Here is a 23,691-nt window from a genome sequence, read left to right as displayed (position 1 = left end):
AGAGGTGATGTCGGCTCCGGGAGATGGGCCGGGAGGAAAGATGATGACTGTTCGATCTCGGATTGCCGCGACTTTCGCCGTTGCTTCGCTGACTCTGGTCTTTGTTGGCCAGTCTCATGCGACCGTATTCGCGGCTTGGCAAGTGGCCAATGTGCCGTTCGGCGACACGCTCAATGTTCGTAAATATCCGTCCGGCACATCGCAGAAACAGGCCGCATACCCGAACGGGACCGTCCTGCAGATGACCGGACGATGCACCGGCGGCATAAACCTGCTCGACATCGCCAACCAACCGGCATGGAAGCAACAGCAGACGGTTCGCTATCGCTGGTGCGAGGTCTGGCACGACCCGGCCAAGAACGGCGCCTTCGTCACCGGCTGGGCCTACGGCAAGTACATCACCCCGTATTGATTGACCACCGACGATTAGCGCTGCAGCGGGCGGCCGGCGGCCATGTCGCCGGCTTGCTTGCGTGCGCGGCAACCTGCGGTTTTGTGGACAGGTGTGAACAACCAAGATTGGCGGTACTGTGGTCAAGCAAAATGAAGCATTGAAACCCGATTTGTGAGCTATCGCGAATGTAACGACGAGCTGACGTAACGTCACCGATCCCTGCTCTGGCAAGCGAAATATCGAAAAATTACATAGTGCACGAAAGGTTGAAGCTAATCCGCGAATAGTTGATCGACTTTCTTCAATATAGTGCAGTGAGAGAATTGACTTACTTGACATGTGGGCTCATTGATGTGCCCGCGACGCGAATCGCGAAAGCTCTGCCTGCGCAAAATTCGCGCAATGCCCTGCCTGTAAAAAAGGGCGCATACCGACGTAACTCTAGTTGGGGCCTGAAGACCATGGATATTGTCGAAACACCTTCCAGAAACAACGATGCGCTGATCGAGCTGACCGCCGATGTGGTGGCCGCCTATGTCAGCAACAATCCCGTACCGGTCGGCGAACTGCCGAACCTCATATCCGATGTCCATGCCGCTCTCGGGCGTGTGGGCGGAACCGCCGAACAGCCTCCTGCCGACAAGCAGAAGCCGGCTGTCAACCCGAAGCGTTCGGTTCATGACGACTACATTGTCTGTCTTGAAGACGGCAAGAAGTTCAAGTCGCTCAAGCGTCACCTGATGACCCACTATGATCTGACGCCTGACCAGTATCGCGAAAAGTGGAATCTCGACCCGAGCTATCCGATGGTTGCTCCGAACTATGCGGCAGCCCGCTCGCAGCTCGCCAAGAAGATGGGCCTCGGCCGCAAGCGCAAGGCGCGGTAATCGCTGCTTTGTCAGGTCGAACCGACATCAACGGCGCCTTCGGGCGCCGTTTGATTTTGGACACAGGGTTATCGGCCGACCGGAGGGGCGTCAGGCCGTCTGCTTGAGTGCCATCTCGGCATCGCGCTTGATGCGCTTGACCATCGAGCGAAGGCCATTGGCGCGCTGCGGCGACAGGTGCTCGTCCAGGCCGAGTGTCTTCAGCGTCGCTTCCGCATCGGTTTTCTGGATTTCGCTGGCAGTCCTTCCGGAAAACAGCGCCAGCATGATGGCGACCAGTCCGCGCACGATATGGGCGTCCGAATCGCCCGTGAAGGTGATGACCGGATCGCTGCCCGGTCCCCGTTCGGTGGTCAGCCAGACCTGGCTTACGCAACCCGGCACCTTGTTGGCGGCATTGCGCTCCTCATCTGGAAACGGCGGCAGAGCCTCGCCCAGTTCGATCACATAGCGGTAGCGGTCTTCCCATTCGTCAAGGAACGAAAAGTCGTCGCGGATCGTCTGGATCGTGGTCGTCATAACCCGGATATAGTCACGCAGCGGCGCCGCGTCACGGAAAAAACAAGGACACCGCGGGCGTCGAGAGGGCAGACGACCCGCGGTGCGCCGTCGAAACGGCTTAATTCTTTATCGGCAGCCTAGTTCTTTATCGGCAGGTTGACGGTCTCGGGCAGGACAACCTCTTGCGGCACGCTGCCCGTCAATGTCGAGGTGTCGGGGCCAGCGGACTTGTCGTCCAGCATGGCGGCCGCGATCTTGGCGGTTTCCTTGGCGCGGGCGGTGATGGTGTGCATCGCCGACTTGCCGGTTTCACAGACATCGGGCTTGCGTTCGCAGATGCCGGCAATGTCGCCCACCGCGTCGCGTGCCGCGAACAGGGCCTGGATCGGCCCGACGCTTTCCTGGCCCGGCTCGTCAGAACCGACGCTCAGCGGCAGCGCCAGCAGCACCAGTGAAAACCAGAAAGCCATTCTTATCAGGAAGAACATGCCTTGCCTCTCGTCGTGACCGGATCATGCATCACACGGCATGACCTCTTTTATGGGCAGGATGTTGGCACACAGGCACAAAGGACGGCTTGCACGTTCGCAGAGAATTTTCCTCAAATTTTAGGCAAATTCGAAACGAAGCGTTTTGCCGTGGATTTGTTTCATATCGGGACGATTTTCGACACCTTTTGATAACCATCTATCGGATTGTTTCTATTGCGGTTTTCTGAAATTTGGGCGGTTCTCCCTCCGTACGTGGTCCGCTCCCGGCAGGCGTCAGGAGATAACCCTCCATTTACTATGGCGGCATTTGCCCGGGTTTTCGGCCCCTGCCATCCCGATATTTGCCACAGGCCGGGCTTTGGTCGGCGCTGCCTTATCCATTCCTTAAACGCTGGATGAGAGTTTCAGAGCCAATCAAAACAATCTGCAAAAGCAGAGCTGTTCACGACGAGTGCGAGTGCGTTGAGTTGATGCCGATCAAGGCCAGATACGCTGAATTGCCTGGCGCGATTGCCGCCGGCTGCGAACGTATGGTCCATCCCTCGATTCTTGGGCAGAGCGGCCGCGAGCGCCAGCGCCGCTTCATCGGCGTCATGCTGGCGGCGCCGTTCTTTGCCGCCGGTGCCGCGGTCACGCTGGTGACATCAGGCATGGGTGCCGCGGTGACCGTGGCCGCCATCTTCGCGGCCTTCGGTCTGTGCTGGTTCGTCGCCTTGCTGGTGGCGGCGACCGGCAAGATGGCCGCGGCGGCGCCGATCGCCCTGGCGATGGCGGCTGTTGCGCTTGGCGGGCTGATCGCCGCCGCCGGCGGGTTGAGTTCTCCTGTCGCCATGCTTGCCGTGGCGCTGCCCTTCGAAGCCTGGTGGATCGGCGGCTCGCGGCGCGCGGCCCTGTGGGGAGCGGTCTCGGCCATTGTCGCCATTGTCCTTCAGCCTCTGGCTGCGGCCTTCCTGCCCTTCGCGGGCGCGCAGATCGCCGCCTGGCATTGGCTGGTGCCGTTGGCCTGGGCGCTGACGCTGATCCCGCGCCTGTCGGCGTTTCGCGATAGCGCCGGTGCGGCTGATGCGCTGGATACCGGCGACCGGCTGGAAGACATTATCGACGCGGTGGTCCTGCGGATCGCTCGCCATGGTGAAGTCCTGGACGCCTCCGCCAAGGCGCGCACGCTTTTGAAATTGCCGCCGGAACTGCTTTCCGGAACCGGCCTCTTCGACCGCGTCCACCTGTCGGACCGTGTCTCCTATCTCAGCGCCCTGGCGGACATGCGCGACGGTGCTGCCTCGCGCCGCCTCGAATTGCGCATCAGGCTGCCGCAGAGCGGCAATGGCCAGAATGACACGCGCTCGATGGCCGACAATTATCGGCCGTTCCTGCTCGAGCTGCTGCGTGGCGAGGAACAGAGCGACGTCTTCACGCTGGTCCTGCGTGAGAATGACGAGACGGCCCGGCTGCGTGAGGACCTCGCGCAGGCCAATGAGACGGCGGCTGCCGCCGAAGTGGCCAAGGGCCGGTTCCTGGCGGTGGTCAGCCATGAACTGCGCACGCCGTTGAACGCCATCATCGGCTTCTCGGACATGCTGCTGCATGAGATGTTCGGCGCCTTCAAGGATCCGCGCCAGAAGGAATATGTCACCCTGGTGCGGGATTCCGGCCAGCATCTTTTGGCCGTCGTGACATCCATACTCGACGTGTCGAGGATCGAGTCGGGCGCCTACACGGCGGAACCGGAGCCGTTCCGGTTCATGGAAGCCGTCGACATGTGCCAGTCGATGATGCGGCTGCAGGCGCAGGCCAAGAACATCGATCTGCAGACGCAGATCGCTCCTGACGCCGGTGACATCAATGCCGATCGCCGCGCCGTGCAGCAGATCCTGATCAATCTGGTCTCCAATGCCATCAAGTTCACGCCCGACGGCGGCGATGTCGTCGTCGGCGCCAAGCGGATCGGCTCGCGCCTGCATTTCTGGGTCAGGGATACCGGCATCGGCATTGCCGAGGAGGACTTCGCCAATCTCGGCAAGCCATTCACGCAGATCCACAACGACTATACGCGCCGTTTCGAGGGGACCGGCCTTGGCCTGTCACTGGTGAAGGGGCTGGTGGCGCTGCACGAAGGCACCATGTCGATCGAAAGCATGCCGGGCGAGGGCACCACGGTGACCATCAGCCTGCCGGTCAACGGGCCGAAGGGGCGCCCGGCGAACCAGGCAGGGGTGCTGACGATGCCGGTGACGAGGGCGAAAGGGGACAGAAATGGCTCGCTCCGCAAAACAGCCTAAGGCGGTCAAACGCCGCAGCAACGCCTTTCAGGACGGCGCCATAGCCGTCGGCGGGATGATTTCGCGCAATCCCGTCCTGGTCGGCGGATCGACGGCATTCCTGGTGACGCTGTTCTATGTCTCGGCCAATGCGCTGTGGTATCAGCCTTTCCCGCATGCCGGGGCGTTCTTCGCCACCCGCCACTTCCAGGGATTTCCGCACACTGCCTCTGACGAACCGGAGACCACGATCAACATCGTGCGGCCCAATGCGGCGCCCGCCCCGATGAAGGGCGATCCGGTGGTCGAGCAGGTGCAAGGCATATTGAAGGACCTCGACTTCTATCCCGGCACGGTCGACGGCATTTCCGGCCCCAACACGCGCAAGGCCATCCAGGCCTATCAGCAGAAGGTCGGGCTCAACGCTTCCGGCGAAATCGATGCGCTGCTGCTGGATCAGCTTGGTGCAACGCCGAAGACAGCTTCGGTGCCAAAGCCGCAGCCGCGTCCCGACGTGCCGCCGGCCGCCGTTCCGGTGTCCTTGCAGACAAATTCTGGGCAGACAAATTCCGGGCAGACGGATGCCGCTCCGACCCAGGGACCCGACCCCCGCATCGTCAAGATCCAGGCCGGTCTCAAGGCCTTCGGCAATGACGACATGCAGTTGGATGGTGTCGTCGGCGCGCGCACCAAGGCGGCGATCAAGGAATTCCAATCGCTGTTCGGCCTGCCGCAGACCGGCGAGCCCGACGAGATCGTCTACGTCAAGATGCGCGAGATCGGCCTGACCAACTGAGGCCTGAAAACGACGGCTCGCGGAGTGGCGGAAATATCGGCAAGCAATTCCAGGAAAAGTGTGAACGGTTTTCCCGGGAAAAGCGCGTAGCGCTTTCCCTTGGGAATTGCGTCAAAACAAAGAGTTAGAGCAGATGGCCGTTTCCTTGAAACGGCCATCTGCTTTAGATAGCCCGCACGCTTTGCGGAGTTCTTTCATGCGCGTCACATCGGATCTGTGGGTCTCGGCCCTGGTGCGCCGGGTTTTCGGCGCCGGCGGCTTTGCCGCCGTGGTCAACCGTGGCGCGACCGAGGCCGGTGCTGTTTTCGTGCTGACGCGGGGCAGGCTTGGCGACGTCGCCCTCTATGGGCCGGCGCCGCAGACAAGTTACGATTCAGCCAAGCCCGACGACCGTTTCTTCAGCCTTCTCGCCGCCGGCGATGATCCGGCCGTGCTCGATGCCCGTCTCGAGAGGGAAAAGAAGTTCGATCCCGACATCTGGGTGGTCGAGATCGAGGCTGGCACCGTTCCCGTCGAGGAGCTTATTTCCGTGAAGACGCCCTGAGGCCGGAAGCCGTGGCTTCGTCGCTGTTCGAGGCCTTGCGGCTGTCGCCGTTTGCGGGCGAAGCGTCACGAACCATCCAGGACAAGGTCTCGGCCTTCCAGCTCCGAACCCGGTCCAGCGCCACATCGCGATGCAGCAGGCGGTAGCGGTCGAGATAAGTGCGGATGGCCTGCGGATGCGGGAACAGGCCGGGATAGATGGCGACCGTGATCAGGAAGGCCCGGTCCTCGCTGAAGTCGAGCGAGCGCAGTGCTGCAAGCAGTGAGGCATAATTCTGGTTGGCGATCAGCGATCGCGCGGTCGAGAAATCAATGTCGAGGGCGTCCGCAAGCGCGGTCTGGAAGAAGGCGGCGTTTCCCGTCAGCGCCGTCTCGCGCAGTTTGACGTAGGTATCCGCGCCAGGGAACGCATCGACCTTCGCCGCCGATGCTTCGTCGCCGGTGCGCATCATGGAGCGTAGCCTGCGCCGCGCATTCTCGGCGGCAATGCCGGCGGACTGTTGCCCTGTCGCACTGTCTTTGGCCGCTTCCACTTCTGCGACTGCGACGGTTGGTGCCGCGGGGGCTTGAACCTCCGGATCGCGCACCCGCACCAGTGTCGGCCGTTCGAGCACCCTGATCAGATCGGCGATAGTCGGGTTCAGGTCCTTGCGGCGCGCTATGGCGCGCGCATGCGGCAGCCCATGCCGGCCAATCAATGCGATCAGGTCGATATCGCTGACCGCGCGCGAGCGGATCAGCAGCGGCGCGGCAATGTCGACCGGTTCTTCGCAGAGGCGCCGCACGAGTGCCGCGGGGGCATGTTCGCATTCGGAAAGGGCGGCGGCCACGTAGCGCCGCGATTCGACGGACACATCGTCGAACAGCGGCAGCGTCAGGTCTTCTAGCTGGCCGATCTCGCGGCGCGACGGGCGGGTCAGCGAGCAGAACGCCGACACCGCGGCGCGGAACAGCCTTTCGGCCTTGCCCGATTCCGTCCGTATCGCGATTTGCCTGAAGTCCGAAGATGACACGAAGGATACCCGATACTCGACACACAGCCTTGATCGCGCTCAACCGGGACTATGTCGGTTTCGCGATTGCCCCGGTCAGAACGTCCTGACCCCAAGACAAAGATCAAGTTAGCGACGATCCGTTAGCGCTCCGTTAACCCTCTGCCTGCCTTAATGATATTGGAGGCGTTGCGTTGTGCTCCGGGGAAACCGAGAGGAATGCGCGAATCATGGGCATGGTACTGTCTTTCGTGCCGCGTGCGGCACCGACCAATCGAGCCAAGCAAACCACCGAAATACCGGCGGCGGTGATCATCTTTCCCGGCATCCGCTATGAGCGGTCCAGCACCGGCGAGACGCGGCCTGTCGGGCCCGACAAGCCGGGATCGCCACGGACACCGGTGCCGCACCACTGAGCCTTGCTGAAGCCGCGACCTGATCCGTCAGGCCGTTGGCTCTAGGCCCTGATGAACCGACCTAGAAATCCTGCAGCTCGCAGGAACTCTGATCGAGAAAGCGCGACACGATCGGCTTCCAGCTGTCGTCCGGCACGAAGCTGCGGATGACGAAGATGCCCTCGTCGATCGGCGCTTCGACGAAGATCGCTCCTTGCAGATCCTCGGGCAAGTCCTTGCGCACGTCGATCATCTGCGCCGGCGTTAGCACGACCGCATCAAGCTTGCCGCCGGTCGCGGTATGGTCGTTGAAGGAATAGATGTTGTGGCCGTTGCGGTCATAGACCGACACCGACCAGAAGGGGACATTGCCCGGCGCCTTGATGCGGACCATGCCTTCCTCGAGGTCGAAACGGCAGGCCGTGGCATAGAACAGCGGGTCGACCGATTTCACCACCGGCGCGCCGCCCGCCTCGGCATCGAGCCGGTTCATCCGGTAGAGATCCGACGCCATGGACAGCCGCGACCAGGCATCGCGTTCGGAAAATTCCGGCACCAGGAGCAGCACTACGATGTGCACGATGCCGGCGCCGACCAGGCCGAGCAGGACAGCATGGAAAAGACGGCGCAGCGCGGCCAGGACATTACGCATCGCAGCCGGCCTTCACGATCCTCGGCAGCGACACGTCCGACAGGCCGGTGCTGCTGGCGATCGGCGTGTCGTAGAAGGTCAGGACGAAATACATCCGCCCGGAACCGTCGGTCAGGAGCCAGTTGCCGGACATCGGGTGATGGCCGACCGAAATGATCACCGAATTGTCGGGCTGGCGCAGCACCTCGTAGGACTGAAGTGCTGCAAGCCGCGGCTTGCCGGTTTCGACGACGCCGAGCGATTGGTCGGCGGCGTATAGCGTCCAGAAGCGGGCGGTCGGGAATCCGCCCTCTATCCTGTAGTTGCATTCCCGCTTGAGCTGGTCGCCGGCCGCGTCATTTTCCGCGACGAAGGACAGGCCCTCGGCGCGGCCGAGCGCAAGCACCCCCTCTCGCGCCACGCGCGCCTTGGAGTAGGGGTCGGCGGCCGGCGTGCCGATGTCGGGAAAGGCGGTCCATTGGCCGATCCTGATCGCGCCGACGCCGTCCTGGATCTTCAGCGCATACCAGACGCTGGCGCCGCCGCCGCCAATGGCTATGGCAAGCGAAAGCAGCATCAGGAAGACATTCTTGAGCATGAAGGGCCGCGTGCGCGAAGGATTGCCGTTCGGGGATATCGCGGCGTGGGGCCTTGTGGCAAGCGGAGGCATCCGATTTGGATGTAAGAGCTGTGGTTAGGAGCGGTCTTCCCTTCTCCCCTTGTGGGAGAAGGTGGCCTCGCGAAGCGAGGTCGGATGAGGGGTGCTCCAGCTTGGCACCGACAGCGATCCGTCACGCACCCCTCAACCGTCTCGGCGCTTCGCGCCGATCCACCTTCTCCCACAGGGGGGAGAAGGAAGAGGCGCTAAAGTCACAACGCCGAAAGCGTTTCGGGCGGGGTGGGGGCGTTAAGTTTGGGTGCCGACTGGAACAATTGCGTCATGTCCCTCAGCGTCTGCGTGGTTCGGCTGGACAGCACCGCTGGCCGTTCGGCGGCAGCGTCGGCCGCAGCCTGTTCCTCGCTCTTCTTCTGCGCTTCCGCGGCCTTGGCTGCGGTGTCCTCGTCGACGAAGGGTTTGTCGATGCCGGGGATCGGCTTCAGGTCGATGTTCTGGTGCGCGTAGACCATCAGGCGCTGCCACACCATCGCCGGCAGCGAGCCGCCGGTCATGTTCTTGGTCGGGGTGAAGTCGTCATTGCCCAGCCATACGGCCGCCGTGTAGTTGCCGGTGAAGCCAACGAACCAGGCGTCGCGATAGGATTGCGTCGTACCGGTCTTGCCGGCGACGACGATGTTGGGAATCTGCGCGCGCCGGGCCGTGCCCATCACCGGCACGGCCGCCAGCATGGTGTTCATGGATTTCAGCGCCTGCTCGGAGAGCACCCGGTGCGGCGGCGGCGCATCCTTGGTCCAGTCATACACCACGTCGCCGGTGCGGGTGACGAGCTGGGTGATGCCGTGCCGGGAGCCGACGAAGCCGTTCTGGGCGAACACGCTGTAGCCCGTCGCCTGGTCCATCACGGTCATGCCCGAGGTGCCGAGCACCATCGTCTTGTGCGCTTCGAGCGGCGATTCCACGCCCATCGCCTCGGCCATCGCCTTGATCGGCGCGATGCCGAGATGGTCCTTGGCCAGCCGCACAGGTACGGTGTTGATCGACTTGGCCATCGCCATGATCAGCGTAATGTTGCCGGCCGACTCGCCGCTGTAATTGTGCGGTGACCAGTTGCCCCAGCTGATTGGCCCGCCTGATATGATCGAGTTCGGCGTAAAACCGTGTTCCATCGCCGTGGCGTAGACATAGGGTTTGAACGAAGAGCCGGTCTGGCGGAGCGCTTTGGTGGCGCGGTTGAACTGGCTAGCGCCGTAGTCGCGGCCGCCGACGATCGCCCGCACCGCGCCGTTGGTCTCGATAACTACCACGGCACCTTCGGTGACGTTGTACTCCTTGCCGAACTGGCGCAGGTGGAACTCGACGGACTCCTCGGCCGCCTTCTGGATGTTGGCGTCGAAGGTGGTGTGGGCAACCAGCGAATGCTGCCCCGGTTTGGCGATCTTCTTGACCTCGTCGAAGGCCCAGTCGAGGAAATAGTCGGGGCTCTTCTGTTCGCCGCGGTCGACGACGTCGGCCGGATGCAGCCTGGCCTGCAGCACCTGGCCCTCGGTCATGAAGCCGGAATCGACCAGGTTGGACAGCACCACATTGGCGCGCGCACGCGCCGCCGGCAGGTTGATGTGCGGGGCATATTTGGTCGGCGCCTTGAACAGGCCGGCCAGCATCGCCGCCTCGGCAAGGTTGAGGTCCTTGACGCTCTTGCCGAAATAGAAATCCGCCGCCGCCTCGATGCCGAACGTGCCGCCGCCCATATAGGCGCGGTCGAGATAGAGCTGCAGGATCTCCTTCTTCGACAGATTGGCTTCGAGCCACAGCGACAGGAAGGCTTCCTTGATCTTGCGCTCGAACGTGCGCTCATTGGTCAGGAACAGGTTCTTGGCCAATTGCTGGGTGATGCTGGAACCGCCCTGAACGACGGAATTCGCCCGCACATTCTCGAAGATGGCGCGCGAAAGGCCGAGCACGTCGATGCCGTAGTGGTCGAAGAAACGCCGATCTTCGGTGGCCAGCACCGCCTTGATGACATGGTCGGGCATCTCGTCGACCGGCACGGAATCGCGCTGAATGATACCGCGCTGGCCGATCTCGTTGCCGTAGCGATCGAGGAAGGTGACGGCGAAATCGCCCTGGGCACGCCAGTCGCCGGCCGTATCCTGGAAAGCCGGAATGGCCAGCGCCAGCATCACCACGATGCCGCCGGCGCCCAGCGTGAAACCTTCGCTCAAAATCTCGATGATGCCGCGCCGCCAGCCCTTGAGACGGAAGCGCCGCGAGAAGATTGTCGCCGCTTCCCAGAACTGCCGCGCCTTGAACCCGATCTCGTAGAGCGAGGAATCGAGCCACGCGTCCAGCGCCAGAAGGCGCGACGCGATCGGACCTCTTCTCTTGCGCGGTTCAGGGCTGACCATTCAAAAACCCGGCTCGGCTGTGGCGTGACCTGAAAACCGCAAGCCGGCAATTTCAGGGCAGCGCCCTGTCCCGACTATTCATCCATTTTATGGGCGCCCACAAGGGCGACAAGGACACAGCTGCAAGGTTTGTCGACAAGAGGGCAGGGAACGGTCCTATCCGATCGTCCGCCCGCCTGATCACAGCAGGCGGGCGGACTGATAGGAAGGGTCTGGGCAGTTCAGGCCGCTTCGCGCTTCAGCGCCTGCGCCATGCAGTGGATGCCGCCGCCGGTCTTGGAGATCTCGCTCATGTCGACGGCCGCGACCTCGAAGCCGCGCGCCTTGAGCTGACCGATCAGCGTTTGGCTCGAGGTCGGCGCGATCACCCGGTCCCTGCCGAGCGACATGAAGTTGCAGCCGAGTGCCATCGTGTCCTGGAAGGGCACGTCGATGATCTCGTGGCCCTTGCCCTTCAGCCAGTCGACGATGCCGGGTTCGGTGCAGGCGAGGCAGACGGCTGTGAGTTTCTCGGCGATCGGCACCACCATCAGGTCGATATGGACATAATATTCGTCGATAAAGGCGAGCCGCGTTTCCCAGCCCTCTTTCTCGAACCAGGACTGGACCTGGCGGGCGCCTTCTTCCTGCGTGCGGGCGCCGCCGCAGCCGATCAGCACCACGCCCTCCTCGATGACGTTGAAGTCGCCGCCCTCGAAGGTGCCGGCCGTGACCATGTCGTAGATCGGGATGCCAAGCTTTTCATAGGTGCGGATCGCCGCGTAATTCTCGCCGCGCCGCCACCAGTTGGCCATGGCGGTGATGAAGGCGCCATAAGGCGTCATGACGCTGGAATCGCGGGAATAGACCTGCATCGGCAGTTCCGGCGTCGGCTCGTGCCAGTGGATGTTGACGCCGAAATGCTCGTAGGCGGCGACCAGGTCCTTGTGCTGCGCCTGCGCGATCTGGACATTGCAGGGCGCCTCGCGCAGATGTTTCCGCGACAGCGAACTGGTCGACAAATGCCGTAGGAAGTTCGGCGATCCGAGCAGCACGTCGGTCAACACATCGGTTTCGTTGGCGAAACCCCATGATGTGAGCGGCTTGGTGCCGCCGGCCGGATTGCGGCGCTGCAGCGAAAACGGCTCGGCGACGATGCGATCATGAACGGTCATGCGGTTCTCCTCATGGGCTTGTTCTCAAGGGTTGGTCGGGTCATGCATGGCTTGGGATCCACCAGTCGCGGCCGCGCGCGGTGGTGACATATTCCGGCCAGCGGAAATGGATCGGCGGCTCGTAGTCGCAGAGCGGCGCGATCCAGTTCGAACCGCCAACGCCGCCGCCGGTGCGAGAGACGAACTCGTCCATCGCCGTATCACGGGCGGTTCTGTCCTCGAGCAGGCGCAGCGCCGCCAGCGCGACGGTCTTGGCTGCGCAGGTGACCATCGGATCGATGGTGGCCGAAATGCCGCCCAGCGCATTCATCACCCAGGAGGGATAGGTGTGACCGCCTGCCGAGCGTAGCGCCGGGCGCGCGACATAGAAGCGTGCCGTCGGCGCGTGCCAGCTCATGTCGGTGTAGTCGTCGGAAGTTGAATTCACCTGTGAGGGCGGCAGGTCGCGGCGCAGGATCGCTTCCGCTTCCTTTGGTGCGATCAGCCGCTCCAGCTCATCGATGAACGGGTTTTCGGTTGCGGTACCGCCGGCGTTGACCTGGATTTCGCGACCGATCGCCCTGGCGGCCTCGTCCCAGCGTGGCGGCCCGACCGTCGACAGCGCCTCATAGGCGATCTCGGCCATGGCGTGATTGGCCAGCCCCGGCCGCGACTTCGACACCCAGTGACGTTCGTATCGGCAGCCGCTGATCGCGGCGGCAGCCGCCGCATTGCGGTCGAGTACGGCTGTCACCTGCTCGGCCATGCCGATGGTCGGCACGCGGATCATGTACTGGATCTCGGCCAGCCCCGCCGGCAGATTGTCGGCGGTCGCCTGGCCCGCCGTCAGGATCGCCTCGCTGATCGACCAGCCGCCCTGATGCGGCAGCATGGAATCGCGCAGCGCCTTGGAGGCCATGTACATCGTCATCAGCGCGTCGTTGGCACCAGGCGCGCGGACCGCCGAATGCGCCTGCGGGATCGGCGCGCCATCGCCTGCGCGAACCCAGTTTTCGGGTTCGTCGCAGATGAAGCGGTAGATCATGGCGTAGGCGGCACCGCAATGCGTGTCCCAGCGCGCCGTGTTGCAAAGCGGCAGCATGTAGAAGGGATGGAAGGAGATCATGCCGGCAAGGCCGTCATAATAGCCTTTTGCCGCATGGATCGGCTTCGAGCCGCGCACCTTTTCGGCCGGTTCGCCGGTAAAGCGCAGCGTGCCTGGGATGCCGTGGCGCTGCATCGCTGCCTTGGTGGCGAGCAGGCCGCCAAGGCTTGCCATGCCCAACCCCGAATGCGGGTCGGTGTGACCGCCGGCCTCGACGCCAAGGCCGGGCCGGGGCTGCTTCACCGTCACCGCATCCTGGCAGTTGCCCGGCACCGCGTCATATTCGGCATACATGCCGATGGTCGGTCCGGCGCCATTCGTCCAATGGGCGCAGAATGCGGTCGGCATGCCGCCGGAACCTTCCTCGACGGCAAAACCTTCCCGCTTAAGTCGCTCCACATACCAGGCGGCAGACTGGTATTCGCGCCAGGCGGTCTCGCCGAAATCGAAAATGGTGCGCGTCCACGCCGACAGCAGCGGCTGGATGCCGTCGAGGCAGGCAAGGGCCGTCTCTTGCGCCGATGTCGTCACCGGTTTGTCCATGCGTCAAAGAAAGCAGTGAAGCGGCTCGCCAAAAAGTGATATGTTTTCCCGGTTCGTGCAAATTCGGTTCACCTCTTGAGAATTCCATCCACACAGGCGCTGCGCGCCCTCGACAGTTTCGCTCGTCACGGCAGCGTCTGGCGTGCCGCCGACGAACTGCACCTCACCCGCAGCGCGGTGAGCCACCAGTTGCGGCTGTTGGAGCGCGATCTCGGCTTCGATCTGCTGCAGCGCATCGGCAAGGGAGTGGCGCTAACGCCGCGCGGCCAGCGCTATGCCGCCGACGTCAGGAAGGCGCTGACCGTGCTCGGCGACGCGGGGGCGCAAAACAGCGGCGCCGGCGTCGGTGGTTCCTTCGCCATCTCCTGCCCTCCGGGCTTTGCCTCGATGTTCCTGTGCAGCCATATCGGTGAATTCCAGCAGATGTATCCTGACGTGGCGCTCTCGGTGCTGACGCCGCGCCGGCTCGACGACGTCTCGAATCCGGACGCCGATGCCTTCATCGCCTTTGGCGTCGGCAACTGGCCGAACCGGGCGGTGGAATTGCTTTGCGAAGTCCATTTTACGCCGCTTTGCAGCCCGACACTGCTCAACAAGGTGGGCGGATTTTCCAAACCCGCCGACGTGTTGCGCGCCAACCTGCTGCACCTCGGCGATACCGAGGACTGGGCGCGCTGGCTGGCGCTGTCCAAGGTGGAGAACCCCGATACCGAAGGCGGTATCTTCTTTTCCGACATGAACCTCGTCTTCTCGGCGGCGGTCGCCGGACAGGGAATTGCCATGGGCGACGAGCTGACCGGCCGCCGGGCGCTGAGCGAAGGCCGGCTGGTCAAGCCGTTTGAAGCTTCCGTGCCCTCGCCACGCTCCTATTTCCTGGTCTTCGAGCACGCCAAGGCCGGCCATCCCGTGCTCAACGCCTTCAGCGACTGGCTGAGGGCGAAGCTGTCGGAGAACAGACTTTAATCTCCCTCGATGGAGAGATTTGACGCTCCCCGACGTCCAGACGTGAATCAAATTTGCCGATCAGGCGAAAACTATTCGGTTGCGGTGAGCCGCGACCCTGCCTACGATTTCACTCGGGACTGAGGAAGAGGCAGGATGCAGCAACCCGGCCGGGCCGCAGAGATCAAGGCAATCGGAATCGGCAAGAGCTTCGGCTCGTTCCGTGCGCTGGACAATCTGTCGCTCAATATCGGCCGCGGCGAGTTCCTGACGCTGCTTGGGCCGTCCGGCTCGGGCAAGACCACCTTCCTGATGATCCTGGCCGGCTTCGTGCAGCCGACCGAAGGTAAGCTTTTCAGCGACGGCACCGACATCACCGACCGCCCGGCCGAACAACGTGCCGCTGGCATGGTGTTCCAGGGCTATGCGCTGTTCCCGCATATGAGCGTCGAGGCCAACATCGCTTTCCCGCTCAAGGTGCGCAAGAAATCGGCCGCCGACATCAAGAAACGCGTCGGCGAGATGATCGAGCGCGTCGGTCTGGTCGGCCATGCGAAGAAACTGCCCTCGCAGCTCTCCGGCGGCCAGCAGCAACGCGTGGCGCTGGCCCGCGCGCTGGCGTTCGAACCGGGCGTGCTGTTGCTCGACGAGCCGTTCTCGGCGCTGGACAAGAGCCTGCGCGGCCAGATGCAGGCCGAGATGAAGCGCCTGCACCAGGAAACCGGCACCACTTTCGTCTTCGTCACCCATGACCAGAGCGAGGCGCTGGCGCTGTCCTCGCGCGTCGCCATCTTCAATCACGGCAAGCTGCTGCAGGTCGGCGCGCCGGATGAAGTCTATGACCGGCCGGACAACCGCTTCGTCGCCGAGTTCCTTGGCGAGATCAACATGCTGCCGCTGAAAGGGGTCAAACCCGCCGACAACGGCTCGACGGGCCTTTGCGAGGACCGCGCGGTCAACATGCACTGCAAGGCCGAGAAGGTCCGTGGCGACGCCATCCTGGCGATCCGGCCGGAGCACATGTCGATCGCCCGCGAGGCGGCGGCCGGCGAAAACGGCATCGCCGCGACCGCCATCGCCTCGACCTATCTGGGGGCGGCGACCAAGCTAGACCTGACCACACGGCAAGGCGCGAAGGTCACCGTGTCGGTGCCGAACGAGGTCGCCGCCGCCGCACTCAGCAAAGGCAATTCCGTCTGGCTGACCTGGCCGGCGGAGAAGGGTTTCCTCCTTCCGGACGGAGGACAATGAACACCGGCGCGGCCTGACCCGCCGCACCGGCTTGCTGACTGAAATCAACGAAAACAAAGGGGAACTAACATGAACGACACCAAGAAACACGCGATTGAAACGCTGTCCGAAAGGACCAGACGCGGCGAGATTTCGCGCCGCCAGTTCACACAGCTCGCGGCCCTCGTGCTTGCCGGCACGCCGATGCTGCTGCGCTCGACCGGTGCCTTTGCCGCGGCCAAGGAGCTGGTGCTGGTCAACTGGGGCGGCGACGCCATTACGGCTTATGACGCGGCGTACGGCCAGGCTTTCACCAAGGACACCGGCATCACCGTCAAGATGGATGGCTCCGGCCCCACCGAGGGCGCCATCTCGGCGCAGTTCAAGAGCGGCGCGCCGACCTGGGATCTGGTCGACGTTGACCCGTTCTCGGCCATTACGCTCGGCGCCCAGGGCGCGCTGGAGCCGATCGACTATAAGATCGTCGACAAGACGAAGATGCGGCCCGGCTTCGGCTGGGAGTATGCGGCTTCGACTTATTTCTTCTCCTATGTCATCGCCTATGATTCCGAGAAATACGGCAAGGATGCCCCGACCGGCATGGCCGACTTCTTCGACGTGAAGAAGTTCCCCGGCAAGCGTTCGCTCTACAAATGGGGCGTGTCGAGCTGGGAAGCGGCGCTTTTGGCCGACGGTATCGCGCCGGCTTCGCTCTATCCGCTCGACCTGAAGCGGGCGCATGACAAGATCGCCGCCTTCAAGGAAAACGTCGTCGCCTATTGGGGCGGCGGTGCCGAGAGCCAGAGCGTGCTGCTCAACGGCGAAGCCTCGATGGCCATCGTCTGGTCGACCCGCGCTTCGCTGATCGAGCAGGATTCCGGCGGCAAGATCAAGTTCATCTGGGACCAGGGCCTGATCTCGCCCGGTGCGCTGGCCGTGCTCAAGAACAACCCCGGCGGTAAGGACGCGGCGATGAAGTTCATCGCCAGCGCACAGGATCCGCAAAAGCAGCTCGTCATGTTCGACAAGCTCGGCCAGGGCCCGGCCAATCCGGCAGCCGACGCGCTGATCCCAGCCGACAAGAAGCGCATCAACCCTGTCGATCCCGAGAACATGAAGAAGCAGATCCCGCTCGACATGGATTGGTACGCCAAGAACTACGGCGCCGCGCTCGACGAATACACCAAGATCATCTCCGCCTGACCGGCGGCGATGCTGATCTGAGATGAGAGGCGTTCTCTCCGACAGGATGGGCGCGGCGCTGTTGATGGCGCCGCTGCTCCTGTTCCTCATCCTGGCCTATGCCTGGCCGTTCCTCGGCGTGGTGAAGTGGAGTTTTACTCTGCCGACGCCTGGGCTAGGCCAATATGAAGCGTTGCTCACCGACGATCTGGTGCAGTCGGTGTTCATCCGCACGCTGCGCATCGCGGCGATCGTCACCGTGGTTTCAGTGGCCGCCGCCTATGCCATCACGGTCGTCTGGGTGCGCGGCAGCCCGGCGCAGCGCCTCATCGCCGAATTCTGCATCCTGGTGCCGTTCTGGATCTCGGTGCTGACGCGCGCCTTCGGCTGGGTGGCGCTTTTGTCCAATCGTGGCCTGATCAACACCTGGCTGCAGTCGATCGGCTTCATCTCCGAACCGCTCACGCTGGTGCGCAACGAATTCGGCGTCATCGTCGGCATGACGCATTTCCTCATTCCGTTTGCTGTTTTCCCGCTGGCATCCGCCATGCGCAGCCTCGACGACCGCGTGCTTCTGGCGGCGCGCGGGCTTGGCTCCAGCCGCATGCGCACCTTCTGGACGGTGTTCGTGCCGATGACGCGCTCCGGCATCATCGGCTCGGCGCTGATCGTCTTCGTCTTCTCGCTCGGCTTCTTCGTCACGCCGGCGATCCTTGGCGGCGGCCGCAGCGTCATGATCGCGGAACTGATCTATCTCAGGATTTTCCAGAGCCCGGACTGGGGGCTGGGGGCTGCGATCAGCGTCGTGCTGGTGCTGTTCGTCGGCGCGCTGATGGCACTGCTGTTCCGCTATGTCAGACCGAAGCAGTTGATCTGATGCCGACCTATCGCCCCGGTTCCGTCTCGCTGATCCTCGCCGCCCTTGTGGCGCTGTTCCTGCTGATGCCGCTGCTTGCCGTCATCCCGGTCTCGCTGACGCCGAGCCGCATGCTGGCGATGCCGTCAGGCGAACTGTCGCTGCGCCACTACCGGGCGCTGATCGAGGATCCGCGCTGGATCGACTCCATCCTGCTCTCGATCCGCATCGGCGTCGTCAGCAGCGCTTTTTCCACCGTGCTGGCGCTTTGTTTCAGCCTCGGCGTCTGGATGTTTCAGCCGCGCTTCACCGCGGCCCTCGTCGGTTTCGTGCTGCTGCCGATGGTCGTGCCGCCGGTGGTCTCGGCAATCACGCTCTACTTCCTGCTGACCTCGGTCTCGGGCATGAGTTCCTTCTTCGGCTACGACACCTGGCTCGGCGTCGCCATGGCGCATTCGGTCATGACGGTGCCTTTCGCCACGGTGCTGATCCTGGTCTCGCTCAGCCAGCTCGATCGGCGCATCGACCTTGCGGCGAGGGGGCTTGGCGCCAGTGTCTGGGAGCGCGCCACCCGCATCATCATGCCCAACATCAAGTTCGGCATCGTAACCGCGGCGCTTTTGTCCTTCGTGCTGTCCTGGGAAGAGATTGGCGTCACCCTGTTCATCACCTCGGTCAACGCCATCACGCTGCCGCGTCTGATGTGGATGGGCCTGCGCGACAACATCGACCCGGCGATCGCAGCACTCTCGGTGATCCTGATCATCATCACGGTGCTGGTGCTGGCGGTGAGGAGTGTGATCACCAGGCAGCGCGCCGGGCACTAGACCAAACGCACCGAAACGCGGCCGAATCTGCCCGACGCGGAATGCCGTCTTCTGACGCCAGGCGTCCATCCGTTCTCCTCGACTTCACTCACGATGCGGCGCTAAATAGACAAGGCACTGGCGTTTCATGGAGGTGATGATGTCGGTGACGTATGACTTTGCGGGCCGAACAGCCATCGTCACAGGCGGCGCCCGTGGCATCGGCCGAGCGATTGCTGACAAGCTCGCGTTGAGTGGGGCGGACGTCTGGATCTGGGATATTGAGCCCGTCGACCTTGAAGGCACACGTTCCCTTTCAGTGGACGTGACGAAACGCGACAGCGTCATGCAAGCGCTAGCCACTATGGGCGAAAGCGCGATCGACATTCTCGTGAACAATGCGGGGTGGCTGGGCAGCTACAAGCCGTTCGAGGATTTCGAACCAGCGGAATGGCAGCGGATCCTGCAGGTCAACCTCCTTGGCACGTTCGAAGTGACGCATCGCGTGCTCCCGCTCATGCGACGAGCGGGCAAGGGTCGTATCGTCAACATGGGATCCCTTGCCGGGAAAGAGGGACTGCCGAGCCTTGCGGCCTATTCCGCCGCCAGCGCCGGTGTCATCGCTTTTACCAAAGCCCTGTCGCGTGAGGTCAGCGACACCGATATTCGCGTCAACTGCATCGCTCCGGGGCCGATCGATACGCGCCTTATCCGCGATCTCGGCAATGAGACCGTCGACGCGATGATCTCGGCAAGCCCGCTGAAGCGGCTCGGCGATCCGGACGAGGTAGCTGCGCTCGTGGTCTGGCTTTGCTCGGATGCCAGTGCGTTCAACACTGGCGCTGTCTTCGACATGTCGGGCGGCCGAGCCCGATACTAGCAGAGATTGCGGAGACAAAGCTTCGACTTCGCCGAGGGCTGCCGTTCGGTATTTCGGTCCTTAATCCGAGGAATTCCGACATGGCTCTGCTGTCCCTTTGCCGCAAGGCGCTCGGGCAATCCGCCGGCTGAGCGGGTCGGATCTGCAAGGCTGTCCGGCACGGCAATCTGTTCACAACAGAGTCGTATTTTCGAGATGATCGGCGATCATGATCGTCGTGAGACGAATCATGCGGTATGGCGTGGACTTGTCGAGCCGGCTAAGTTACCCGCGAATTTGCCAGTATGGCGAACGGCTTGCACAAGGCGTGACAGGCGAGGGGGGGACGACAAATGACCGCGCCCGGCGATTTGCTGCAGGCACTTTTTCTAAGGCTCAAGAGCGATGCGTCGCTGTCGGCGTTGCTGGGTGGCGCTGGCCTGCTCGAACAGGCAACCGACAACGCCGCCTTTCCCTATGTGACCTGCGGCCAGACCAGCGCCTTTGACTGGAACACCGGCGCCGACAACAATGACGATCAGCTGATCACGCTGCATGTCTGGTCGAAAGCCAATGGCGATGCTGAGACACTCGCCATCATGGATGCCATCAAGGCCCGCCTCGCCGACGCGGCGCTGGTGATCGGCCCGCGCGGCCAGACGCGGCTGTCGCTTGAATTCACCGAAGCCCGTTACGACGAAGATCTCCTTGTGCACCACGGGTTGCTGCGGTTTCGTGCGCTGACGCAGGAAAGTGCCTGACACGCTTTCAATCTGACCGAAACGGAGTCTAGACTGGCATTTGCGGGATTTCGTCGGTTCGGAGCGACGAAATCCCCGCCGATCGTCTCGCGTTTCAGGGGTGTAGCGAACATGGTTTTCGCATCGATCACCGTTCATTTCACGTTCAGCACCGATGCGTTACAACGCCGACCATGAAAACGCTTCGCTCCCACTTTCGAACCGCGACCCTGGCGCTCTGCGCTGCCGGGCTGTTCGCGTCGCAGGCAAGCGCCGCGTCGGTCGCGGCGTCCGACCAGGACGATCCGATCGTCGTCGCCGGGAATGACTGCTACGCGATCGGCCAGCAGGTGGCCGAGCAGAATGGCGGAACGTTGGCCAAGGCCTCGCAATCGACACGCGGTGGCCAGCCGGTCTGCGTCATCGTCGTGCTGGTGCCGGGCAAGGACGGGCAGCGTCCGCGCCGTTCCGAGATCGTCGTTCCGCAGAACTGACCCAATCTTCCATCGTACAGGGGCCACGTTTCCCAGGCCGCGGAATCGGCCTATATCTGCCCAGTCTTCAATCTGCCCAAGTCTTCAATCTGACCAAGCTCTTCAACAGGTATCGATCTCCGCATGCGTGTACTCGTCGTCGAGGATGACAAGGATCTCAACCGGCAGATAGCGGACGCGCTGGTCGACGCCGGCTATGTCGTCGACCGCGCCTTTGACGGCGAGGAGGGCCATTTCCTCGGCGACACCGAGCCTTACGACGCTGTCGTGCTCGATATCGGCCTGCCGCAGATGGACGGCATCAGCGTGGTCGAGCGCTGGCGCCGCGGCGGCCGCAAGATGCCGGTGCTGATCCTGACGGCGCGTGACCGCTGGAGCGACAAGGTCTCCGGCATCGATGCCGGCGCGGACGACTATGTCACCAAGCCGTTCCACATCGAGGAGGTGCTCGCCAGGGTAAGGGCGCTGATCCGCCGCGCCGCCGGCCATGCCTCGTCGGAACTCTCCTGCGGGCCGCTTCGCCTCGACACCAAGGCCTCGAAGGCCGACGTCAACGGCGTGCCGCTGAAGCTGACTTCGCACGAATTCCGCCTGCTCGCCTATCTGATGCACCATATGGGCGAGGTCGTCTCGCGCACCGAACTGGTCGAACATCTCTACGACCAGGATTTCGACCGCGATTCCAACACCATCGAGGTGTTTGTCGGGCGGCTGCGCAAGAAGATGGGCATCGACATGATCGAAACCGTGCGGGGCATGGGCTACCGCATGCGCGAGCCGGAGGCGTAACTCGGAACCGCTCAAAACAACCGCAAGGGCGCCGCTTTCGCTGCGTTTGTGGCCGCGTTCGCTGACGTTCCGCGTCATCGCCTTTTCCACGGTCTGGGCGATCCTGACCCTTGTCGTCATCTTCACCCTAATCACCACGCTGTATCGCCAAGCCAGCGAGCGCGGCTTCGACAGCCTGTTGTCGGCGCATCTGTTCAACCTGATCGGGTCCATCGGCATTTCCGACACGGGAGCGCTCACCGGCGCTCCCGACCTTGGCGACCTGCGCTTCTCGGAGCCGAATTCAGGTTGGTACTGGTCGGTCGAGCCGGCCTCGGAAGGCGTGCATGGCGACCTTCATTCGTCGTCGATGACGAGCAAAATCCCGTCGCCAAGCGTCGCCGAAGTGCCCTTCAATGCCAGCTTCCAGCGCAGCTATTCGGCCGAAGGCATCGACGGCGAGCAACTCGAAGTGTTCGAGAGCGAATTCGTGCTCGACGCCAAGAACCGCGCCGCGCGTTTTCGTGTCATGGGCAACCAGAGCGAACTCGAACAGGAAATCGCCACCTTCCAGCGCCGCCTGCTGACCTATCTCAGCCTGTTCGGCGTCGGCATGATCGCCATCAACGCCATCGCCATCCTGCTCGGCCTGCAGCCGCTGCGCCGGGTCCGCAACGCCCTTGCCATGGTGCGCGAAGGCACAGCGCAGCGGCTCGATGGCCGCTTCCCGGCCGAGATCGAACCATTAGCCAACGAAACCAACGCCTTGATCGAAAACAACAAACGCATCGTCGAGCGTTCGCGAACCCAGGTCGGCAATCTCGCCCATTCGCTGAAGACGCCGCTGGCCGTGCTGCTCAACGAAGGCCGGGCGCTTGGCGGCGCCAAGGGACAATTGATCGCCGAGCAAGCCGCCTCGATGCAGAAACAGGTCGACCATTATCTGCAGCGCGCCCGCGTCGCGGCGCAACGCGACAGCGTCGTCTACCGCACGCCGGTGGCGCCGCTGGTGCAGCGCATGGTGCGGGTCTTGCAAAAGCTCAACCCGCAGACCAGCCTGTCGCTGTCGCTGCCGGCCACCGAGATCGTCTTTGCCGGCGAGCGCGAGGACCTCGAGGAACTGCTCGGCAATCTTCTCGAAAATGCGATGAAATGGGCAAAAAGCACAGTGTCGGTCACAGTGGCGCCGTCGGCCGGCAAGGATGACAATCTGTTCGAGATCAGCATTGACGACGACGGTCCCGGCATTCCCGAGGACAAGGCACGCGACGCGCTGAAGCGTGGAAGGCGCCTGGACGAGACAAAACCGGGAACAGGTCTGGGGCTTGCCATTGTCGCCGACCTCGTCAACGAGTATGGAGGCGTTCTCGCACTCGAACGGTCCGGCCTAGGCGGATTGAAGGCGGTGGTGCGATTGCGGAGCCTTCAGTAACGCTTTGTGGGCCAATCGACAGCGGTGGACGGCATATGTTATGGCGGCATATCGATTGATCCCTGAGCAATATCAATTGCTCCTGATGCGGCCGGCAACGGCCAAATTTCCGACAAATATCAATACTATGGCCACGCCTACTTCTCGATGACGCGGCCCCCGGCGCATCCATGGCAGGCTCCAACTCAAGAAAACCGGTTGTTGGCATGAAGATTCGCGTCGCGCTTGTTTCCGCCCTGCTGGCCTTATCCGGCTGCGGCACCTTGAGCGGCAAGGGCCCAACGCTCGCGCCGACACCGGCCTCGACGCCTCCGTCAAGCGGCAAGGTCACCAAGTCGATCATTTCGGCGATGGACGGCGGCCTCATTGGCGGCTCGATTGGCAACGGCCTCAGCGAATCGGAAAAACGCAGCGCTCTCGAGGCGGAATACAAGGCGCTCGAATATACGACGAGCGGCCAGAAAGTGGCGTGGAAGGGCGATCAGGCATCGCACTATGGCGAGGTGGTTCCGGCCCAGCCCTATCGCGTCGGTTCGCAGGATTGCCGCCAGTACACGCAGACGGTGTTCACCGGCGGAGCAGGCGTCACGGCGCGCGGAACCGCTTGCCGCAACGCCGATGGCAGCTGGACGCCGCTGACCTGATATCCAGACCGGCTCCGGCCGGTTGATGTCGATCAAGGACTTCAG

General features: G+C 63.0%; 25 protein-coding genes. 17 read left to right on the top strand and 8 right to left on the bottom strand.

The annotated features are described in order from the left end of the window. Positions 1-43: 43 nt before the first annotated feature. Together JN279_RS28255 and JN279_RS28250 are read left to right on the top strand one after the other, a co-directional pair. Positions 44-412, top strand: a complete 369-nt coding sequence (locus tag JN279_RS28255) for an SH3 domain-containing protein (protein ID WP_202353810.1) — start codon at positions 44-46, stop codon at positions 410-412. Between the two features lie 443 nt (positions 413-855). Next, entirely contained in the window at positions 856-1,281 is a 426-nt protein-coding gene (locus JN279_RS28250) for a MucR family transcriptional regulator (RefSeq protein ID WP_010915014.1), read from the top strand. A 90-nt stretch (positions 1,282-1,371) separates the two neighbouring features. Here JN279_RS28250 and JN279_RS28245 read toward each other — a convergent pair whose 3' ends face one another. Together JN279_RS28245 and JN279_RS28240 are read right to left on the bottom strand one after the other, a co-directional pair. Beyond that, entirely contained in the window at positions 1,372-1,800 is a 429-nt protein-coding gene (locus tag JN279_RS28245; protein WP_095204285.1) for a SufE family protein, read from the bottom strand. A 119-nt stretch (positions 1,801-1,919) separates the two neighbouring features. Beyond that, the gene (locus JN279_RS28240) at positions 1,920-2,270 is read right to left on the bottom strand and encodes a DUF5330 domain-containing protein (RefSeq protein WP_202350804.1); all 351 of its coding nucleotides are present in this window, start codon (positions 2,268-2,270) and stop codon (positions 1,920-1,922) included. A 533-nt stretch (positions 2,271-2,803) separates the two neighbouring features. Between JN279_RS28240 and JN279_RS28235 the strand changes: the two genes are divergently transcribed. The 3 genes from JN279_RS28235 (at position 2,804) to JN279_RS28225 (ending at position 5,871) form a co-directional block, all read left to right on the top strand. Next, entirely contained in the window at positions 2,804-4,552 is a 1,749-nt protein-coding gene (locus tag JN279_RS28235; protein ID WP_202353809.1) for a sensor histidine kinase, read from the top strand. Continuing rightward, the gene (locus tag JN279_RS28230; protein WP_095204287.1) at positions 4,527-5,327 is read left to right on the top strand and encodes a peptidoglycan-binding domain-containing protein; all 801 of its coding nucleotides are present in this window, start codon (positions 4,527-4,529) and stop codon (positions 5,325-5,327) included. Before JN279_RS28235 ends, JN279_RS28230 begins: the two co-directional genes overlap by 26 nt. Positions 5,328-5,523: 196 nt before the next feature. Beyond that, complete coding sequence (locus tag JN279_RS28225) at positions 5,524-5,871, top strand: DUF1491 family protein (protein ID WP_032929456.1); 348 nt, start codon at positions 5,524-5,526, stop codon at positions 5,869-5,871. Here JN279_RS28225 and JN279_RS28220 read toward each other — a convergent pair. After that, positions 5,849-6,883, bottom strand: a complete 1,035-nt coding sequence (locus JN279_RS28220; RefSeq protein ID WP_202350803.1) for a hypothetical protein — start codon at positions 6,881-6,883, stop codon at positions 5,849-5,851. The two genes, JN279_RS28225 and JN279_RS28220, sit on opposite strands and share 23 nt — an antisense overlap. A 209-nt stretch (positions 6,884-7,092) precedes the next feature. On the opposite strand from JN279_RS28220, the gene JN279_RS28215 reads away from it, so the two are divergent. Next, positions 7,093-7,278 carry a hypothetical protein gene (locus JN279_RS28215; RefSeq protein WP_096456218.1) on the top strand — a complete coding sequence of 62 codons (186 nt, stop codon included), beginning with the start codon at positions 7,093-7,095 and terminating at the stop codon, positions 7,276-7,278. A 61-nt stretch (positions 7,279-7,339) separates the two neighbouring features. Here JN279_RS28215 and JN279_RS28210 read toward each other — a convergent pair whose 3' ends face one another. The 5 genes from JN279_RS28210 to JN279_RS28190 form a co-directional block, all read right to left on the bottom strand. Continuing rightward, entirely contained in the window at positions 7,340-7,909 is a 570-nt protein-coding gene (locus JN279_RS28210) for a DUF1254 domain-containing protein (protein WP_027034350.1), read from the bottom strand. Then, entirely contained in the window at positions 7,902-8,486 is a 585-nt protein-coding gene (locus JN279_RS28205; RefSeq protein ID WP_202350802.1) for a DUF1214 domain-containing protein, read from the bottom strand. The genes JN279_RS28210 and JN279_RS28205 overlap by 8 nt, the downstream gene beginning before the upstream one ends. Before the next feature lie 272 nt (positions 8,487-8,758). Then, positions 8,759-10,912: a transglycosylase domain-containing protein gene (locus JN279_RS28200; RefSeq protein WP_202350801.1), complete on the bottom strand. Its 2,154-nt coding sequence runs from the start codon at positions 10,910-10,912 to the stop codon at positions 8,759-8,761. A 221-nt stretch (positions 10,913-11,133) separates the two neighbouring features. After that, entirely contained in the window at positions 11,134-12,066 is a 933-nt protein-coding gene (locus JN279_RS28195; protein WP_202350800.1) for a dimethylarginine dimethylaminohydrolase family protein, read from the bottom strand. Positions 12,067-12,106: 40 nt separating this feature from the next. Then, positions 12,107-13,693: an amidohydrolase gene (locus JN279_RS28190; protein ID WP_202350799.1), complete on the bottom strand. Its 1,587-nt coding sequence runs from the start codon at positions 13,691-13,693 to the stop codon at positions 12,107-12,109. Between the two features lie 75 nt (positions 13,694-13,768). Between JN279_RS28190 and JN279_RS28185 the strand changes: the two genes are divergently transcribed. From JN279_RS28185 to JN279_RS28135, 11 genes are all read left to right on the top strand, one after another. Then, the gene (locus JN279_RS28185; RefSeq protein WP_095203162.1) at positions 13,769-14,656 is read left to right on the top strand and encodes a LysR substrate-binding domain-containing protein; all 888 of its coding nucleotides are present in this window, start codon (positions 13,769-13,771) and stop codon (positions 14,654-14,656) included. A 135-nt stretch (positions 14,657-14,791) separates the two neighbouring features. Beyond that, positions 14,792-15,886 carry an ABC transporter ATP-binding protein gene (locus tag JN279_RS28180; protein ID WP_202350798.1) on the top strand — a complete coding sequence of 365 codons (1,095 nt, stop codon included), beginning with the start codon at positions 14,792-14,794 and terminating at the stop codon, positions 15,884-15,886. 69 nt (positions 15,887-15,955) lie between these two features. Then, the gene (locus JN279_RS28175; protein WP_202350797.1) at positions 15,956-17,068 is read left to right on the top strand and encodes an ABC transporter substrate-binding protein; all 1,113 of its coding nucleotides are present in this window, start codon (positions 15,956-15,958) and stop codon (positions 17,066-17,068) included. 22 nt (positions 17,069-17,090) lie between these two features. After that, positions 17,091-17,924 carry an ABC transporter permease gene (locus JN279_RS28170; RefSeq protein WP_202350796.1) on the top strand — a complete coding sequence of 278 codons (834 nt, stop codon included), beginning with the start codon at positions 17,091-17,093 and terminating at the stop codon, positions 17,922-17,924. Beyond that, positions 17,924-18,730 carry an ABC transporter permease gene (locus JN279_RS28165; RefSeq protein WP_096456232.1) on the top strand — a complete coding sequence of 269 codons (807 nt, stop codon included), beginning with the start codon at positions 17,924-17,926 and terminating at the stop codon, positions 18,728-18,730. The genes JN279_RS28170 and JN279_RS28165 overlap by 1 nt, the downstream gene beginning before the upstream one ends. Positions 18,731-18,857: 127 nt before the next feature. After that, on the top strand, positions 18,858-19,589 hold the full coding sequence (locus tag JN279_RS28160; protein WP_244734172.1) for an SDR family NAD(P)-dependent oxidoreductase: 732 nt from the start codon (positions 18,858-18,860) through the stop codon (positions 19,587-19,589). A 332-nt stretch (positions 19,590-19,921) separates the two neighbouring features. Next, positions 19,922-20,329, top strand: a complete 408-nt coding sequence (locus tag JN279_RS28155) for a DUF3168 domain-containing protein (RefSeq protein WP_096456234.1) — start codon at positions 19,922-19,924, stop codon at positions 20,327-20,329. Positions 20,330-20,502: 173 nt separating this feature from the next. Further along, positions 20,503-20,802, top strand: coding sequence for a hypothetical protein (locus JN279_RS28150; RefSeq protein ID WP_183457707.1), 300 nt, complete (start codon positions 20,503-20,505; stop codon positions 20,800-20,802). Positions 20,803-20,925: 123 nt separating this feature from the next. Then, the gene (locus JN279_RS28145; protein WP_095203169.1) at positions 20,926-21,591 is read left to right on the top strand and encodes a response regulator transcription factor; all 666 of its coding nucleotides are present in this window, start codon (positions 20,926-20,928) and stop codon (positions 21,589-21,591) included. A 40-nt stretch (positions 21,592-21,631) separates the two neighbouring features. Beyond that, a complete protein-coding gene (locus tag JN279_RS28140; RefSeq protein ID WP_202353808.1) occupies positions 21,632-23,002 on the top strand; it encodes an ATP-binding protein in 1,371 nt (456 codons plus the stop codon). A 206-nt stretch (positions 23,003-23,208) separates the two neighbouring features. Further along, positions 23,209-23,646, top strand: a complete 438-nt coding sequence (locus JN279_RS28135) for a hypothetical protein (protein ID WP_096456239.1) — start codon at positions 23,209-23,211, stop codon at positions 23,644-23,646. Positions 23,647-23,691 lie beyond the last annotated feature (45 nt).

Origin of the sequence: Mesorhizobium sp. 113-1-2, assembly GCF_016756475.1 — a bacterium.
Lineage (GTDB): Bacteria > Pseudomonadota > Alphaproteobacteria > Rhizobiales > Rhizobiaceae > Mesorhizobium > Mesorhizobium loti_C.
Note: the sequence above shows the minus strand (reverse complement) of the source record. Positions and strands in the feature narration are given on the sequence as shown.